General features: G+C 39.7%; 16 protein-coding genes. 3 read left to right on the top strand and 13 right to left on the bottom strand.

Features of this window, described 5'->3' with window-relative positions:
- Positions 1-18: 18 nt before the first annotated feature.
- A complete protein-coding gene (locus tag IPM48_07960) occupies positions 19-429 on the bottom strand; it encodes a hypothetical protein (GenBank protein MBK9271518.1) in 411 nt (136 codons plus the stop codon).
- A gap of 508 nt (positions 430-937) precedes the next feature.
- Here IPM48_07960 and IPM48_07955 point away from each other — a divergent pair.
- Positions 938-3,598, top strand: a complete 2,661-nt coding sequence (locus IPM48_07955; protein MBK9271517.1) for a prolyl oligopeptidase family serine peptidase — start codon at positions 938-940, stop codon at positions 3,596-3,598.
- 403 nt (positions 3,599-4,001) lie between these two features.
- Here the strand turns inward: IPM48_07955 and IPM48_07950 are convergent, their stop codons facing one another.
- From IPM48_07950 to IPM48_07910, 9 genes are all read right to left on the bottom strand, one after another.
- Positions 4,002-4,439: an OsmC family protein gene (locus IPM48_07950; GenBank protein MBK9271516.1), complete on the bottom strand. Its 438-nt coding sequence runs from the start codon at positions 4,437-4,439 to the stop codon at positions 4,002-4,004.
- Positions 4,440-4,443: 4 nt separating this feature from the next.
- The gene (locus IPM48_07945) at positions 4,444-5,826 is read right to left on the bottom strand and encodes a tryptophanase (protein MBK9271515.1); all 1,383 of its coding nucleotides are present in this window, start codon (positions 5,824-5,826) and stop codon (positions 4,444-4,446) included.
- A 440-nt stretch (positions 5,827-6,266) separates the two neighbouring features.
- Entirely contained in the window at positions 6,267-7,181 is a 915-nt protein-coding gene (locus IPM48_07940; GenBank protein ID MBK9271514.1) for a bifunctional molybdenum cofactor biosynthesis protein MoaC/MoaB, read from the bottom strand.
- A gap of 21 nt (positions 7,182-7,202) precedes the next feature.
- Positions 7,203-7,643 (bottom strand): molybdenum cofactor biosynthesis protein MoaE, encoded by a 441-nt coding sequence (locus IPM48_07935; protein ID MBK9271513.1) that lies wholly within the window; start codon positions 7,641-7,643, stop codon positions 7,203-7,205.
- Entirely contained in the window at positions 7,627-8,745 is a 1,119-nt protein-coding gene (locus IPM48_07930; GenBank protein ID MBK9271512.1) for a HesA/MoeB/ThiF family protein, read from the bottom strand. The genes IPM48_07935 and IPM48_07930 overlap by 17 nt, the downstream gene beginning before the upstream one ends.
- Before the next feature lie 3 nt (positions 8,746-8,748).
- Positions 8,749-8,991, bottom strand: coding sequence for a MoaD/ThiS family protein (locus IPM48_07925; GenBank protein MBK9271511.1), 243 nt, complete (start codon positions 8,989-8,991; stop codon positions 8,749-8,751).
- A complete protein-coding gene (locus IPM48_07920; GenBank protein ID MBK9271510.1) occupies positions 8,973-9,569 on the bottom strand; it encodes a molybdenum cofactor guanylyltransferase in 597 nt (198 codons plus the stop codon). The genes IPM48_07925 and IPM48_07920 overlap by 19 nt, the downstream gene beginning before the upstream one ends.
- Positions 9,566-10,282 carry a sulfite exporter TauE/SafE family protein gene (locus IPM48_07915; protein ID MBK9271509.1) on the bottom strand — a complete coding sequence of 239 codons (717 nt, stop codon included), beginning with the start codon at positions 10,280-10,282 and terminating at the stop codon, positions 9,566-9,568. The genes IPM48_07920 and IPM48_07915 overlap by 4 nt, the downstream gene beginning before the upstream one ends.
- A gap of 30 nt (positions 10,283-10,312) precedes the next feature.
- Positions 10,313-11,488: a molybdopterin molybdotransferase MoeA gene (locus IPM48_07910; GenBank protein ID MBK9271508.1), complete on the bottom strand. Its 1,176-nt coding sequence runs from the start codon at positions 11,486-11,488 to the stop codon at positions 10,313-10,315.
- A 252-nt stretch (positions 11,489-11,740) separates the two neighbouring features.
- On the opposite strand from IPM48_07910, the gene moaA reads away from it, so the two are divergent.
- Positions 11,741-12,727, top strand: a complete 987-nt coding sequence (gene moaA, locus IPM48_07905) for a GTP 3',8-cyclase MoaA (protein ID MBK9271507.1) — start codon at positions 11,741-11,743, stop codon at positions 12,725-12,727.
- 390 nt (positions 12,728-13,117) lie between these two features.
- Here moaA and IPM48_07900 read toward each other — a convergent pair whose 3' ends face one another.
- The 3 genes from IPM48_07900 to IPM48_07890 all read right to left on the bottom strand — a co-directional run bounded on the left by IPM48_07900 (position 13,118) and on the right by IPM48_07890 (position 15,890).
- Complete coding sequence (locus IPM48_07900) at positions 13,118-13,906, bottom strand: hypothetical protein (GenBank protein MBK9271506.1); 789 nt, start codon at positions 13,904-13,906, stop codon at positions 13,118-13,120.
- Positions 13,907-14,125: 219 nt separating this feature from the next.
- Positions 14,126-14,848 carry a response regulator transcription factor gene (locus IPM48_07895; protein ID MBK9271505.1) on the bottom strand — a complete coding sequence of 241 codons (723 nt, stop codon included), beginning with the start codon at positions 14,846-14,848 and terminating at the stop codon, positions 14,126-14,128.
- 1 nt (position 14,849) lies between these two features.
- The gene (locus IPM48_07890) at positions 14,850-15,890 is read right to left on the bottom strand and encodes a histidine kinase (protein MBK9271504.1); all 1,041 of its coding nucleotides are present in this window, start codon (positions 15,888-15,890) and stop codon (positions 14,850-14,852) included.
- A gap of 248 nt (positions 15,891-16,138) precedes the next feature.
- Here IPM48_07890 and IPM48_07885 point away from each other — a divergent pair, with 248 nt between their 5' ends.
- Positions 16,139-17,953 (top strand): CRTAC1 family protein, encoded by a 1,815-nt coding sequence (locus IPM48_07885; protein ID MBK9271503.1) that lies wholly within the window; start codon positions 16,139-16,141, stop codon positions 17,951-17,953.
- Positions 17,954-18,254 lie beyond the last annotated feature (301 nt).

The raw sequence follows: 18,254 nt of genomic DNA, 5'->3' as shown, positions 1-18,254 counted from the left end.
TGCCTCCAAAATTGGAGCTTATATAAACTTAATTTTAAAATGATCAAATGATGAGCGATCATCACCCGTCTTCAATAAAGAATGAGATCCTTGCGAATTTGATAAAAATATAAAGTCAGCACAAAAATCATTTTGAACCGACTGCGTAGCTGTTGCAAATATGTTTTTTAGATTGATGTAGAAAGCTGCTGGTGCTTGAGGGTGATGTGGTAGCGATACGTCCTGATGTTCCATCAAAAGAAGATCAGGGTCTAATCCTGCAGCAAAAAAAGTAGAAGAAAAAATAAAAGAAGAATTGAATCGTAAGGGTAGATAAATAGGATTGTTTAAAAAATATCCGTTTTTTAATTTGAATAAATTTTTAACAACTTGAATAAATACAATAAGCAGCCCTTTCAATTTTAAATTGATCATATGCTTCTTCAACAATTTTAGAATCATAGTGACCCAAACCGATCCAATCCCGGGAATTTTAGTGCCGTTTTAAAATGGATAAACCCATACACTAAAGACTCCTGAGGAATCAATTCAAATCAATCAAAAAAAAACTTTGGAAACTGTAATGCGGCTGACCGGAAGTAGCGGTTATCCTAATTTCAAATTTCCAATTTCATTCAATCTCAGCCATATTGCGAAACACTGTAATTAAAAATTACGAATCGCAAAATTTCGCAGCAAAGGAAAATAATAATTCCAAATTTTTAAAAGAAAAAATTAAATTTTTTTTTTTATATTCATAGTACATAGAGAATTAATATCACTAGATATTTAAATAATTATAATAGATAGGTGTTTTAATTTCTTAAAATTGATTTACGTCGTCCTTTTGAAATAAATATTAGTCGGACAAATGAGGGAAGATATAAAATGGCAAAGTCTTGTGTGCAAGCCAAATATTATTATCTTTGCTATTATTTAATCAAACCCGCTTCCATTTATGAAACGAATCTGCTCAATTCTCTTCCTCTGTTTTTGCCTGAGCTTCGTCCATGCTCAAAAAAAATCCGGACAGCCGCCCCTCATCGATCGAGAGATTTTCTTTGGGGATCCTGAGATCAGTGGTGCCCAGCTCTCTCCCAACGGCAAGTTTATGAGTTTTATAAAACCCTTTAACGGGACCCGCAACATATGGGTCAAGAAAGCCAACCAGGCCTTTGACGCAGCTGTTCCGATCACCGCGGACACCAAAAGGCCCATTGGCAACTATTTTTGGAGTCGCGACAGCAAGTATATCCTCTATGTACAAGACAAGGGAGGAAATGAGAATTACCACGTCTATGCGGTTAACCCCATCGAAAAAGCTGCCGAAGGCTCTGAGGTCCCGCCAGCGAGAAATCTCACAGATCTAAAAAATGTGAGATCTTATATTTATGCCGTTCCTAAAACTAACACAGACCTCATGTACGTCGGACTTAACGACCGCGACCCTGCCTGGCACGATTTGTACGAAATTAAAATATCCACTGGAGAGCGAAAAATGTTGAGACAAAATACCGATCGCATGGTAGCCTGGATCTTCGATCGCAGGGATAAACTTCGACTTGCCATGAGATCCAATCCCGATGGCTCTACTGACCTTCTAAAGGTCGAACCCACAGGGCTAACCAAAATATATTCCTGCGGAGTATTGGAGAATTTTTCTCCAGTCAATTTCCATGAAAACGGACAGCAAATCTATATGGAAACCAATGTTGGATCTGATCTGAGCCGGCTGGTCCTTTTCAATATCAATACCAAAGCGGAAACTCTGGTGGAGTCAGATCCAGAAAAAAAAGTGGATTTCGGAAGGGCCATGTTTTCTGATGTTACCAACAAGTTGGTTGCTACTTTTTACGAAGGCGACAAACAAAGAATTTACTGGAAAGATGAAAGGTTTGAAGAAGAGTATAAAATGCTTCAAAAACAATTTAAGGGAATGGAAATAGGATTTGACAACAGCACCAAGGACGAGAATACCTGGCTCATCTCCGTATATTCAGATACCGATCCGGGTTCAAAATACCTCTATGAGAGAATGTCCAAAAAAACCACCTTCCTGTACAGGCCAAGACCCAAGATGCCCATTGATGACCTGGCTCCAATGACTTCCATCCGCTATAAATCTTCCGATGGATTGGAGATACAGGCTTATTTAACTTTGCCAAAAGGTCTTCCTCAAAAAAATCTACCCTTGCTTGTCATACCTCATGGAGGCCCCTGGGCCAGAGATCAGTGGGGTTATAATTCCTATGCCCAATTATGGTCCAATCGCGGATACGCCGTTTTGCAGCCCAACTTCAGAGCTTCTACAGGATTTGGTAAAAAATTCATCGATGCTGGAAATAAACAATGGGGTGACAAGATGCAGGATGACATCACCTGGGGAGTCCAGCATTTGGTTAAAAAAGGTATGGTGGATGCCAAAAGAGTGGGTATTTTGGGAGGCTCTTATGGCGGATATGCTACCCTTGCAGGACTTACTTTTACACCGGATGTGTACGCCTGCGGCGTATCCATCGTAGGACCATCCAGTTTGCTAACTTTGTTGGAGTCTATTCCACCCTACTGGGAAGCGGGAAGAAAAATATTTCACGAAAGGATGGGCGATCCTACCAACGAGATGGGAGCTGCCCAACTTAAAAGACAATCTCCTCTATACTCCGTCGATAAGATCAAAGTTCCTTTGATGGTCGTGCAGGGAGCCAACGACCCCAGGGTCAAAAAAGCAGAATCCGATCAGATCGTGATCGCGATGAGGGATAAAAATCTCCCGGTGGAATACATTCTTGCTCCGGATGAAGGGCACGGTTTCGCCAGACCTGTGAATCATATGGCTTATATTGCGTCTGCCGAAAAATTTTTAGCCAAACATCTTGGTGGCCGTGCCCAGGAAGATATGACCGATGAAGTTGCCAAAAGACTAAAAGAAATAACGGTGGACATCGCAACAGTTCAATTAATTCAGCAAGAGGATCTTTCTCAGGTTCAAAAGGCCACACCTGCCAGAGAATTGAAAGAAGGCACATTTAGTTATGATGTCAAACTTGAGGCGATGGGAAAGACCATGGAATTTAGAGAAGTGGTAGATATCACAGATGACAGTATCAGCTGGAGGTTGAGCAGTGCCATGGAGACCCCGATGGGTAAAGTGTATGATGAAGGTGTTTTCAGTAAATCCAAATTGAGTGCCATAAAAAGAGAATTGAGTCAGGGATCGATGGAAATGAAAATCAATTATTCCCCTACCGGTGTCGAAGGACAGATGACCATGAATGGCACCAACACACCCATTAAAATTGCCACCATGGATGAATGTTTTGCGGATGGACCAGCGCAGTTTGTGCTGATCGCAAGTCTTCCGCTTGCACCGGATTACAAAAGCATGATCATCAACACTGATTTACAAAAAATGAAGGAAAAATTGATGGTTGTTGAAGTCATTGGAAGTGAAATCGTAAAGGGAAAAGATTGTCATTTGGTCCAAATCAAACCAGCAAATGGCGATGGCGGTGAAATTAAATATTGGATTTCAAAATCTGCAAATCCAATGACGATCAAATACAGGATGGTCAATCCGGACATGGGAGGTGCGATCATTACCGGCATTTTACAAGATTAATTAAAAAATAAATCGAAAAATAAAATCCGAGGGGTGGAAACACCGTTGGATTTTTTTTTGTGGTTGTCATGCCCGAACATTTGCCAAGACAATTGGCGTGTTTTTTTTTCTATGAAAAAATTTCTCTTAAAGTCAAATCTATTATAGAATTAAACATTCTCCAGCGAATAAGAAATTTTGAAATAGAAGCAAGGCCGGTGCATAAATAATTAACACAATAGTTGATTTTATTTTTACAGCATAGTTTAAAAAACTTAGATCCAAGTGGTGCCTGCTTTTGAATCCATTGCAGCCTGAGCAAATAGATGGCAGTTAACTAAACCAGATTAAGTTCTACCATCGTTTTTTTTGCAATGCTCTGCATAGCATCTACCCTTTTCCAGAATCCTTGTGCCATTTGTTGTCAAGCAGAAAAGATTATCTCAATATCCAAAGTAACTTCCGTATGAATTGACTGGCTGATCAGACAAAGTTTTTCTGATTTTTCAAGCAAGCGTTTGGCTTTTTCCCATAAGGACTGGTCCTTGATGGTCAACTGTGCGTGAAGAAAAATACTGGTCATTGCATACTTGCCTTCCTTATTGCTTAATACTCCCATTGCGTTGCATTGAAAATTTAAAAATTCAAACTTTGAATTTTCTGCTATAGCTAAAAATGTCGTCATAAAACAACTTACTACCGAAGCTGTAAAAAGGTGTTCCGGAGACCAAATATCAGGAAGCCCACCAGAAAACTGTGGAGGTGTGGCCACCATGATGGAAGATTTTAATTCCGGAGAACTGAGTGTCCCTGTGCGGCCTTTATCCCAATCAAGATTTACCCTATATTCATGTGTTTCCATCTTTCTAAAGTTTTTCAAATCTAGCTGTAAAATGTCTTAAAAAAGGAGGCTCATAAATGATTTGATAACCTGTTGTAGCGTCTTTCATTTTCAAAATATAGTCAAACGCCTCCAGTACATAATCAATGTGACTTTGGGTGTACACTCTTCTCGGAATGGCCAATCTGACCAATTCCTTTGGAGCAGGAATCAACTTTCCATTGAGGTCGTATTTACCAAACATCACACTCCCCACTTCAACACATCTGATACCTGCAATTTTATAAAGTTCACAAACCAATACCTGTCCGGGATATTGATCAATGGGAATTTTTGGAAACAAGCTGGCAGCATCGATGTACACCGCGTGTCCTCCTATGGGCCAGATAACAGGCACAGCTTTGGCTTTTAATTTTTCACCCAGGTAGGCCGTACTGCGAATGCGATAGTGCAAATAGTCTTCTTCGAAAACTTCCTGCAAGCCTATGGCCATCGCCTCCATGTCTCTGCCCGTCAATCCTCCGTAGGTGGTGAATCCTTCCGATATAATGAGTTGATTTATGCATTTCAGGTTGAGTTCTTTGTCTTTCATACAAAGCAGGCCTCCCATATTGACCATTCCATCTTTTTTGGCACTCATGACAAAAGCATCTGCCATGGATAGCATTTCACGAGCGATTTCTCCATAGCTTGTATTTTGATATCCTTCTTCTCTGTGATGGATAAAATAGGAGTTTTCTGCAATTCTACAGCCATCGATGATCATCATTGCGCCATAGCGATTGCACAAATCCCTCACTCCCTTGGCATTTTCCATGCTGACAGGCTGACCTCCGGAAGAATTATTGGTAGCCGTTAGAATGACCGCTGCAACTTTCTTCCTGGTTTGATTCCGGAGCTGATACTCCAGTTTATGAAGATCCATGTTTCCTTTGAAAGGGAGATAAAGGTTTTGATCTAAAGCCTCCTCAGGAATCAAATCCAATGCGGTGGCTCCAGTATATTCGATATTGGCTCTGGTGGTATCAAAATGGGTATTGCTTAAAAATAACTTGTCAGAACCTCCCAATAAACCGTACAATATTCTTTCCGCGGCCCTTCCCTGATGCGTTGGCAATACATAAGGCATTCCAGTTAAATCCTTCACTACCTTCTCAAGTTTGATCCAACTACTTGCACCTGCATAGCTTTCGTCGGCTACAATCATCCCGGCCCATTGGGATTGGCTCATGGCTCCCGTGCCAGAATCGGTCAATAAATCAATGTAGACATCTTTTGAATCTAGCAAAAAAGGATTGTAACCTGCATTGCAAAGGACTTCTTCTCGATGGGAAAAGGTAGTTCCCTGAATGGGTTCTACCATTTTAATTCTGAATGGCTCAGCCAGGGTTTTGAAGGTATATTCCATTGGATAATAAAAACAAAAAAATAAAAAACAAAATTAGTGGCTTAGATAGAAGATTGAAATGACCTGAAGCAGTGATATAAAATGATAGTTATCAGTTCTCAGTGGATTAAGACCACCATGATTAAAAATTTCAATTTTCTATGAGCATGCAAATAAAATCCGCTGTCGTAGGAAGGCAGCCATGAATATCCAATCCTATACGTCCGCATTCAATGGCATCAAAATTCCATTTCAAGATAAACGATCCATGCATCATTAAGCTTGTTCAAAATAGGTCTGAATGTATTTCCATTTCATTGCAAAATTCTGGTGAGGAGTCCTGTCAATAATAGTAGTATCCATTTAATAATCAACCCTTGAGATGATTTTGGGTTAAACCCTAATTGAAAAATCTTACAGTTAAATGGGCTATTTGCAAATGCAAAATCAGCTGAGAAAATTTATTCAAAATGCCTCTCTCCTTCCATCACTTTAAACAAATGCAGTACCTGTGGAAAAATACAATCCATGCTTTCTTTGACCGCAGCGGGTGATCCAGGCATAGCGATGACCAAAGTGCGATCAATCAAACCAGCAATGGATCTGGAAAGCATTGCATAGGGCATTCTGTTTTGTCCATAGGCACGGAGGGTTTCTTCTATTCCCGGAATCCGTTTGTGAAGCATGGGTTCGATGGCTTCCGGAGTCAGATCTTTTGAAGAAAGGCCTGTACCACCAGTCAACAGGACCAAATTGACTTTGTGAGAGACGGCTTCCAAAATCCTATCCTGAATGCTCTCAATGTGATCCGGAACAACACTCAATGACAATTTCTCCATTCCAATATTTCTTAAATGATTCTGAATGATCGGACCTGATTTATCTTCAGAGTTTCCAGCAGACACAGAATCAGAACATACCACAATTGAAACTGAAAGCCGCTCGACCGCCATTGATTTGAGATCAGATTTTCCACCTTTTTTCTCCAATAACTTAATGTCCTGGATGCTCACATTTTTATCGATGGGTTTTAACATATCATACATCGTCAGTGCCACCACCGATGAGGCATGCATGGCTTCTACCTCTACTCCCGTCTTGTAGATGGTTTTAATTTCTACTAAAATTTTAATCTCCATTTTTCCTATTTCAAAATCAATTTTAGTGAATTCGATGGGCAATGGATGACAATCAGGGATCATGTCGCTGGTCTTTTTCGCAGCAAACAAGCCCGCTGTTCTGGCTACTGTTAAAACATCTCCTTTTGGAACGCGATGTTCCAATATTGCAGCAATCGTTTCCTCTGAACCCACGCGAACGATTGCCTGGGCAATTGCAATGCGCTGTGAATATATTTTATGTGTGATGTCAACCATTCCATTTACAATTTAGTATTCTTAATTATTTTTCTTCCACTGTGAATTTTCATTCTCCAAAATTTCTTTACCCCAAATGGGTAGTTCAAGTTTAATTCTCTCCACCAATTCCGTACATGCATCTATGGCGGGTTTGCGATGTCTGGAAGAAGTAAACACAAACAAACAAATCTCTCCTGCATTCACTCTGCCCAGACTGTGATACACATGCATACAACTCAATGGATATTTTGCAAAAATCTCCTCGCGGATAAGATGCATTTTCTCCAGTGCCATCTCCTCGTAGGCGGAGTATTCAATGGTCAATACATGGCTGTTTGATTGTTGATCTGCTCTGACCTGACCCAGAAAAATACTGTGGGCTCCAATATCTGTTTTGGAAGCATGCGCTTGTATCGACTCCGCAATTTTCTGAGCACTTATGGCTCCATTCAAAAATATATTTTTAATCCCGTAGCCCATAAAATTGATTGGATTCATGATAAGGATATTGATTGATTCCGCCAGTCAATGAAAATACTTTTTTCATTGGCCAAACTTCCCTGATCCATCGTGCCGCTTTCCCACTGCGAATTCCGGATTGACAAAATACAAATATAACTTCGGATTCCTCAAGCTTCAGTTGATCCAAAGAAAATATCGAAAATGGCAAATTGATAAATGAAAAATCAGGATAAAATGCTTCTTCATTGTGCTCTCTGACATCCAACCACAAGACTGATTTTTTCTCAATTTCAGAATACTCAAGTGCTTCCTTCCAGCTGATCGTATGAATCTGCACAGATGGAAGCACATATTTTTGCATTTGAAATTCTGTGGCATTGGAAGGTAAATGTCGTCTGCCCATCGAATCCTCTGAAAGCTGGATGATCCCCAGGTTGTGAAATTGCAAATCGTAAACCATGATCTGATTGATCAACAAACCATCCAGATCAAGAATCCATTTGATGGCTTCAGAAGCCATGAGTACACCGATGAATCCCGGAGTGACGCCAATCACGCCAGCCTCCTGACAATTGGACACTTCACCCGCCGTGGCAATATCAGAAATAAAGTCTCTCAACAAACATGATCTGCCCTCCTTTGTTTGCACATTGAAACAGGCCAATTGTCCCTGCATGCGATAGACTGCCCCATAAACCCAGGGTTTTCCAAGAAGGTAACAAGCATCATTGATCAAATACCTCGTTCCGAAATTATCGGATCCATCCAGTATTAAATCATAATCGCAAATCAATGACAAAGCATTTTCCGTATTCAAATAAAATGGAAAAATCTGAACTTCCACATCAGGATACATCCGTCTGATTTTCTTTCCTGCCACTTCTGCTTTGCTTTCACCTAGATTATCTATACCAAATAAAATCTGTCGATTCAAATTGGATTCAACGATGACATCGCCATCCACAATCCCAATCCGACCAACACCGGCCGCAGCCAAATACTGCAAAGCCGGACAGGACAATCCACCTGCACCAATGCACAATACGGAGGCAGTGCGCAATTTGCTCTGACCCTCCCATCCCAATTGGGGTAGAATGATTTGTCTTGCGAATCTTTCCATTTTTTAACCTCCCGAAAAGGGTGGCAACAAGGCCACTTCACATTGATGACTTAATTCTATTGAACTGTGTACCATTTTGCGGTTGACTGCGATGGAATAACTCAAAGATTTAATCTCCGGACATTCCTTTTCAAGCCAATGCACCAATTCTTCGGTATTGTTCGGACCCACTATTTTTTTTTCTTTGAAGCCGCATTTCTCCCCGATTACGCCAAAGCAAATCAAATTTATTTCTGGTGGCTGCATTCGCTGATTAATTTTTGATAATCTTCTTCAGTATTTACATTGAACAACAAAAATGGATGTTTTTCCATCAATGGTGTAACATCCACAATACGAAAGTCAACACTATAAATAAATTCCCTCATCCTTAGTTGTGCATTTTGAATATTTTTTTCCAGCAAAGGCAATAGTCTTTTGCTGTATATCCCAAAAAGTGGATGAATGTTCCTTCCATCAAAAGTAACATTGATATCCTGCTCATGTGAATGCCGGATCAAATATTGAATGGACTCCGTTGTGATACAAGGTGTATCACAGGCCACAACCAATGCATAGGGACTTAAACAATGGTATAGCGCCGTGTAAATCCCTCCCATCGGACCCTGATTGGAAACAAAATCTGGAATGAAATCAAAACCTTTGAGTGCATCTTCCCGAAACCCTCCAATGATTCTCACAGAGTTGCTCAGAGCACCCATGTTGTCAGCAAGCATTTGAAGAAAGGATTTTCCATTTAATTTTAACATGGCCTTGTCTTTGCCCATGCGTCGGCTTTGCCCACCTGCCAGGATAAAAAAATCAATATCGTCCAATCCAATCATCCCAAAATAAATTTGACGGATGCTATCAGCAATACAGCTGCCAACAGATATCGCAAGGTAGTAAGCTTAAAATGTTGTGCCCCATAATAGGCTCCCAATAATCCTGTGAAGCCTACACAAGGTAAAATAATCCATAGTTCTGAGGAAAGTAGCGGAAGGTTTTCTGCTGATCCCAACAATCCGGCGATCGAATTGACCAAAATAAACAAGGCACTCAAAGCACTGGTTTCTTTTAAGCTTCCCCAACCCAAAATCAGAACAAGCGGTGACAATAATATCCCTCCCCCGATTCCAATCATACCAGACAACAAGCCGATCCCGGCTCCTGCCCCCCCTATCCACCACCAGGAAGGAGCAATAGACCATTTTGGTTTTAAATGACCAAAGCTAAGGACTAATCTGAGGGCTGCAAAAATCAAAACAAATCCAAGAATTCGCTTGTACCACAAGACCTCCAAATCGATCATTCCGCCCATAAATGCCGCGGGTACCGAAAATAAAATCAGCCGGCCAAATAATTGGGTGGGAAAAACGCAGGATTGATTGAATTGGTAAAAAGACAAACCCGACACCATGATATTCAGGAGGAGGGCGGTGGTTCTGATCTCTTCCGTAAAGTATCCAAACAAGGTCATCAATGCAATGTAACTGCTGGCTCCACCATGACCAACTGAGGCGTATAAAAAAGCAGCCAGCATCATTGGCAACAGCATCGCAAGGAAATTCCACTCCATCATTTCAGATCACCATTGATACAGTTCCACAAAATCACCTGCTCTTAATTCTTCTGCTTCCTCATCCAAAAGCACAAAATGGGTGGAGGCAGGAAAAGCCATCAGGTTGAAGGATTCCTGATTTGGTAAAATATTGACTTTTCCATTTTCATAATTTACCTTGAGGTGCAAACTGATTCCTTTTTTCTTGGACCAATCTCTTGCAAGTGGCGCTCGTAAAACTGGATTAAAAACCTCCTTGTGTCCCATCCAATATTTTAAAACAGGTTTGACGTACAGATTGAAACAACAGATGACGGAGCCGGGATTTCCCGGCAACCCGAAAATCCATTTTCCTTCCCAAAGACCTACGTACAAAGGCTTTCCGGGTCTTTGATTCACTTTGTAAAACAAGGTTTCCACCCCTAACTCTTCCAACAAGGGTTTTACAAAATCATATTCGCCCACAGATACGCCCCCGGTTAAAATCAAAACATCCTGATTTTTTAAATTTTCCTGTATTTGATTTTTTAATAATTCGCGGTGATCTGAAATCTGAGCGTAGTGAATTTTTTCTATACCCAATAACTGCAAATACGAACAGACGGTTGGCCAATTGGAATTATAGATTTGTCCGGGTGACAAAGGAATGCCCGGTGATTGCAGTTCGCTGCCCGTGACCAAAACACCGACGGAAGGAATGTTATAAACTAAAACTTCTGAAATCCCCACCGAAGCGATTAAACCGATGGTTCCTGGATACAAAATGCTGCCTTTGAGAGCGATCAAATCACCTTGCTTGCATTGGCTGGATTTTAAGCGCAGATTGGATCCTTTTCCAATTTCTTGCGGATTAAATGAAATGTGCTGATCCAAGATGCGCACTTTCTCTTGCTGGATGACGGTGTTTGCACCATGAGGTATTGGAGCACCCGTAAATATTCTAGCAGCCTCTCCCGGTTTCAATTCAAGAGAATGAGAATCACCGGCTGCCATCTGACCCACCAAAACATATTCTGACCTACTTTCCTCATAAGCAAAGGCAAAGCCGTCCATGGCAGAATTGTCAAACGAAGGCACATCGATGGGTGAATACAGATCCTCCGCCAGTACAGCCTTGCAAACATCCAAAAGGGGTAGTTTGATCGTGGCAGACCTTTTGAGCCTTTGTTGAATTAAATTTTTAGCTTCTTTTACGGAAACCATAGTGGCAAAGGTATAAAAAACTGTACCGAAATAAGATTTTTGACCAAATACATGGTTCACGTAGAATGTGCATAGCTCACATAGATACAAGGATCAATCATGATAAACATCTACTCTAAGTGGCCTATGTGCATGATCCTTTGTGCTCTTTGTTTTTCAATACATTTTATAAAGTCCAAGTAGGACAGTCCATTTGGAGAATGAGAGAAAAAAGCTTACCTTTGAGGTCTCCAATTATACCAAACCATTGGGATGTTAATTGACTCTTATAACAGAATTCACGATTATTTAAGGATATCCTTAACAGACAAGTGCAATCTCAAATGCAGCTATTGCGATCCAGTGGATTCAGAAATAGAATCATCTACGCATTCCCAATTTATGATGGTGGATGAGATTGATCATCTGGCGGGAATTTTCGTTGAAGAGGGAGTTAAAAAAATAAGATTGACCGGTGGCGAGCCGTTGGTGAGAAAAGACGCCAAAGAAATCATCCAGCGACTTTCAAAATATCCGGTGGAGTTGGCCATCACTACCAATGCCATATTGGTAGATCAATTTCTGGACACTTTTCTAAAAGCTGATATACATTCAATCAATGTCAGTTTGGACAGTTTACAAAAAGAAAAGTTTGCACAAATTACCGGGAGAGATTATTTCGGCAAAGTAAAAAGCAACATTGATCTGTTGTTGGAAAACAAATTTCATGTCAAGGTCAATGTGGTAGTGATGAAAGGAACCAACCAGGATGAAATCTTGGATTTTATTAGATGGACAGAAGACGCACCGGTCCACATTCGCTTTATCGAATTTATGCCATTCAGTGGCAATCATTGGGAGTATGAAAAAGTTTTTACGCATCGGGAAATATTGGATCTGATTCAAAAAGAATTTTCTGTGCAGAGAATTCCTACTGATCCGCATGATACGGCAAAGCCTTATTTTATTTCAGGACATAGAGGCACATTCGCGGTCATCAGCACGATGAGCGAACCATTTTGTGCGGGCTGCAACAGAATCCGACTGACAGCAGATGGCAAAATCAAAAACTGTTTGTTTTCGAAAGGCGAAACCGACTTGCTGACTGCATTGCGCAATGGTGAAGATGTATTGCCTCTGATAAAATATTGCATTGCCGTTAAGAATGAAAGATTGGGAGGACAGTTTAGCAGTCTTGCAGAAGCGATCCCCAATGCCGATATGATTGACAATAGGAGCATGATAAAGATTGGGGGATAGGGAAGTTTGCACAAGAGACAACTTCCTTAACACCAAGTTCAATTATAATTCTGTTATTCACACCCACCACCCAAGGGTGGGGGCACGGCAAGACACAAAGAAATTTGAAAAAGCATCTTGGAATGTCTTTTTCAAGTTACATTATTTCTTCCCAATGATCCAATACCACAATTTCTTAAGATATGGTCCAAGAATTGGTCCTCCAATTGCCCCTAAAACTAATATTAAAAAATATTTTAAATATTCGTTCATAATTTATATTTTAGTTCTGAAATAAAATATATGAAAAATGCTATAAGCTACAATGTTCATACATCATAGCTTATTGCAAAAATAATCAAAATAATATTCTGAAAAATGAAATATAAAAATTACTTAGCAATCAAACATTCAAAACCAACGACTCATGCCTCTCGCCACAGCCGGACTTATGGACCCACCAACTGCGCCAATAACAGCTGCTTTTGCAATTTTACGACCATCCAAGGATCCACCACCAGAGGTTACAGTTTGGTCAACGGCTTCAAACATAGCACCTAAGAGAGCACCTGCAAGGTCATTCGCAAAAGGTACAACATTTCCATCATTGTCCAAATAATCGCGATTTTCCCAGAATAAATTAGATGCCCCTCCAATTGCTATAGCATATTCAATTATTGGAGTTTCAGGAATTGTGGGTTTAGTTGAATGCCAAAGAGTTCTAATTGATAAAAATGAATCGATGTATTCAATATTTGACAAATTACCATTTAGGTTTTCAACAACTATATTATGTAGCTTTTCAATAATTGTTGCTTCCGAATTTTCCAAATATTCGTCTTCCAACAACTCTTCAACCAATATCTCGATACTGGAATTTTCACCAAAATATTGAATCAAAGTATCTTCAATAAAAAAGTAGGGATTTGAATAATATTGTTCAACCGTATCTAATTCTTCAGGTAAATTGTTCAAGATTAGAGAATCGATGAATAAGCTGGCATGTGCATATGAAAATACAGTTGTTGAATCAATATTATTTACAGCGATATCTAAAATAGTATTATGTAACAACCCTAAGTCTGAACTTGAAATGTAATTTAAATTACCTGAAAAATCAATTTGGTATTTATCTTGATTACAAGCTTGAATTAGAAATAGATAAAAAATAAAACTAGTTGAAATAAAGCAATTTTTCATAGTTGTGCAATTTTAATATGAAATAAAACATTCCCACCTACCTTGTTCGTAAGGATGTGTTCGGTGGACTTATTTATTCACCCACTGTGTTACTATATTTAAGGCCTAAAAACTTGCTACAGTCTGACAAAGGTATAACCTGCAAAAAAAAAAACGAATTAATTGTTAATGATATATTAATGTAGTGTTATTGATGATTATACTGACTCTCGCATATTTTTACAACACTATCTTTCCCAAAATTTGCAATACCCTTTCCTTGTACTGCCTGCCTATCGGAATGAACTTACCAGCGGTTTGAAGTTCTTGCGCTGAATAGGTTTGGATGTGATGTACGTTGACCAAAAAGGAACGGTGAATGCGCAGTCCTCCAAAATCCATCAACATTTGCTCGAATTCCTGAAGGCTGCCTTTGGTCACAATGGATTGATCTCCGGTGACGATTCTAACATACTCTTTCAAACTTTCCACATAACGGATCTCTTGCAGATCGATCTTGATCATGGTCTTGTTCACATTAAAAAAGCGATGCGATGAGAGGACAGACTCAGTAGATACTAAAGGCGAAGGATTATTTTTTCCTGAAGCTAGAGTTCTCAATTTATTCGCAGCGATCACAAAACGATTAAAGGCAATCGGTTTTAAAAGATAATCTGTGACACCCCACTCATAACTTTCCAGTGCATACTCATGGTGTGCGGTCGTAATCACAATCTTGTATTTCTCAATCAGACTTCTGATGAAATCTTCACCCCGAAGTTTGGGCATCGATAGATCTAAAAAAATTACATCAATGTTCCCCTTTGAAAGTGAATTTAATCCTGCCAAAGGATCGTGGTAAGTGCCCACATGTTTTAGAAAAGGAACCATGCCGATGTAATCCTCCAGAATTTCTGCAGCAATGGGCTCGTCCTCGACTACAATACATTGGAGCAATTCCATATTAGGCATTTGTGATTTTTAATTCTAACTCAAAACTACCTTGATCTTTGGTGACTTTGAGTGAATGACGATTCGGATATTCCAGTTCGAGTTGCCTTTTTAAATTTTTCAAACCCAAACCTCCACTGGAGTGATCCATCGTTTCATCCACCGAATTTTGAATATAAAAACAAAATTGATCTTGATCATCGTGGGAAATATTTAAATTAATGTGCGCCATTCCTTCCGCTTTTTCACCCACAAATTTAAATGCATTTTCTACCAAAGGCAATAATAATCCGGGAGATATTTCCCTGAGGACATTTAAATTTTCAAATTGCATTTTTAGTTCCACCGGCTTAATGCGTCTCATCTGCATCAAGTCGATGTAGGCCTGGATCATTTTAATTTCTTTGTCCAATAAAACTTTGGAAGATGCATTGTCATACAACAAATACCTCAAGAGTTGTGAGAGTTTTAAGAGTGCTTCAGCTGCTCTGGGATCATTCTTTCTGCTGAGACCGTAAATGTTATTGAGGGTATTGAATAAGAAATGTGGATTGGTTTGTGATTTGATGAGTTGCAATTCAAAATTTAATTTTTCGTTTTCCATTTGTTTGGCGTTCAAACTGCTCCTGCGCTGTTCAGCAGAGATCCAAAGCACCCCAAAGAAGAGCATAGGCACCAGCAACTCTGCAAAATTGGACAACATTCTGGACAATACAAAAAATTGATCCCAGGCCAGGGGTCTCTGATATAAATATGGATATATGATTAGATGTATGGCCAGGCGATACAAAATTATCCCGGTTATGATACCTGCTACCAATCGAAGAATAACCCTGGTCCAGCTTCCAATGGAATGGCTTATTTTGGTGATCAAGGCTGGCATTCCAATATAGACAGCAGATATTTTGGCGGGTAAGAGAATAATTATTGTAGCCAGTGCAGTCAGTGCAATCTGCATACCCGTACTTTCATTTTCATTGTTATTTAGACCGGACCAAATCAGCAACCAATAAAAAATAAGATAAGCTGCCCAAAAATAAATATGTCTTTTCATTGTACAAAGCACAAGGTACAAACTCCTTGGTAAACCAAAATTCACTTATCCGATGAACAACCATCAAATCCGTTCCAAATGCCATTTCCGCCGAACTTGAAGCGAAAACCAACACAAACGATTTTTTGATCAACAATGACTGCATCCTGTTGAATAAAAAAAATGATCGGACCAAGCTAAGCTTCCTTTGCATAAGATTTATAAACAAAAGGCTTTCCATTTTTCAGTTCACCAAAAATAATTAACAAATGATCAATCTTCAATTGCACAAGAATTTCACTTTCTCCGCTTTTAGGAAAAACAAGAATTACTGCATTCTTCTTATCCTGTGGATGATAATGAGCCATCATGCATATCCACAAACACTATTTCAAAAAATAAGTCAGGGTCCCGTGGTCAACACCATCTCTGACAGCAGAAGTGTTAATCTGGTCGATGTCAACAACGATGGCCTTGATGATCTATTTATCAGCAATGGTCCTTCATCAGGTGCCGAAGATTACTTGTACATCAATCAGGGAAATTTTCAGTTTTACAAAGATACGCTATTTTTTAAATCACTTATTTTGCCTTCGGTAGGTGCATGCATTGGAGATATTCACAACAATGGAGATAGGACGATTTATGTGAGCAGTTGGTATAATCGCTCCAATGTCTTGTACATTAAAAATGCAATGGGTCAATACAATGGCAGCCCTACCAGCTATAAAACCTACAGCGAATCTGCTGCATGGGGCGATTATGATCAGGATGGTTGGCTGGATTTGTATGTTAGCAACGCAGGAAATGGACCGGCAGACAATAGAAATCTGCTGTTTAGAAATGACGGCAAGGGAAATTTGACTCCAGTTCTAAATCACATCAGCACTTCGGAAACTCTATATTCCAGGGGTGTCAGTTGGGTCGATTTCGACAATGACGGGGATGCTGATTTGTTTGTCTGCAATGAAAACAAATCTGTGAACAGTCTTTTCCGAAACGATGGAAATGGGATGCTTGTCAAAATGGATCAGGCTGGTGATTTATTAAAGGACAAAGAGTCTTCCATGAGCGCCAGTTGGGCCGATGTCAACAACGATGGATGGCTGGATGTCTTTGTTTGCCATTCAAATAATTTTATCCCTGCTTCCAGCGCGCTTTATATCAATCAAAAAAACGGTAGTTTTTCAGCAATCAGACAACCATTTGCTTCTGATCCGGGATGTTCCTTTTCTGCTTCCTTTGCGGATTACGACAACGACGGCGACCTCGATCTTGCTGTCAGCAATGGTTTTTGCAATACAGAGATGTACAATGTACTATATCTCAATGACGGCTTCGGAAATTTCACAAAGGACGATCATAGTATCCAGGATTTGTCGACACCTTGTTCTTTTGGATTGGCCTGGAGCGATCTCGATCAAAATGGCTTTCAGGATCTGGTGATCTCCACTTGTAAAAACAGCAGTCAAGCTGTTTTGCCAAATAATATGGTCTTCCAAAATAAGGGAAATTCCAATCATTGGATTCGATTTGACTTAAAAGGAAATAAGTCAAACAAAGATGCAATCGGTGCCAGGATCAACATCAGCAGTAAGGTCGATGGAAAACAACTGATCCAATCCAGGGAAATCTCCAGCCAATCAGGCTATTGCAGTCAAAACAGTCTTAAAGCGCATTTCGGTTTAAAAGACGGAACAAAAGTAGATACCGTGTGGATTCAATGGCCTTCGGGTATTCAACAAAAGATGTTCAATTTGCCTTCAGATCTTGAAAAGATCATTGTAGAACCAAACATCAGCTCTACCCTAGAAACTTCTAAGAACGAACTGAGGATAAATCCCAATCCTGCTCAGGGTGTGGTCAGAATATACTTCCCACAAAATGTGTTTAAAACCTATTGCAAAATCGAAATTATCCATCAAAATGGTCAGTTGCTGTTTTCAAGAAATCAAATCCTCACCGATCATTCGGAATGGTTTGAACTTGACACCACAGCTTTGCAATTGCCACCAGGAAGCTATACGCTTAGTCTTCAGTCCGAAAATCAGCACATATCAAAAGAAATGGTCCTTATTCGATAAATCAATGATAAGCCTACTTTTTCATCAAAAATTAAAATTCCAATTTCAAAACAATTTCTCAACATTAAAAACAAATCAACATGACAAAAAGAAATTTTATGATCTGTGCAATGTTCTTATTTCTATTGCACCCGACATTTGCTCAGAGCTCAAAAAATCCAAAGCAATCAAAAGAAAAAACCCAAGCTACTATGGAATTTCCATCGCAATATGGTCAAAGAAAGAACCATGTTCTAATACACCATTCCATCGGTGGCGGTGATTATTAACAGGAAGGATTTGGATTATTCCTTGGCAGAAA

The organism is Saprospiraceae bacterium (assembly GCA_016715965.1).
Taxonomy (GTDB): domain Bacteria; phylum Bacteroidota; class Bacteroidia; order Chitinophagales; family Saprospiraceae; genus Vicinibacter.
The sequence above is the reverse complement of the archived record's forward strand: the minus strand, read 5'-3'. Positions and strand labels throughout refer to the sequence as shown.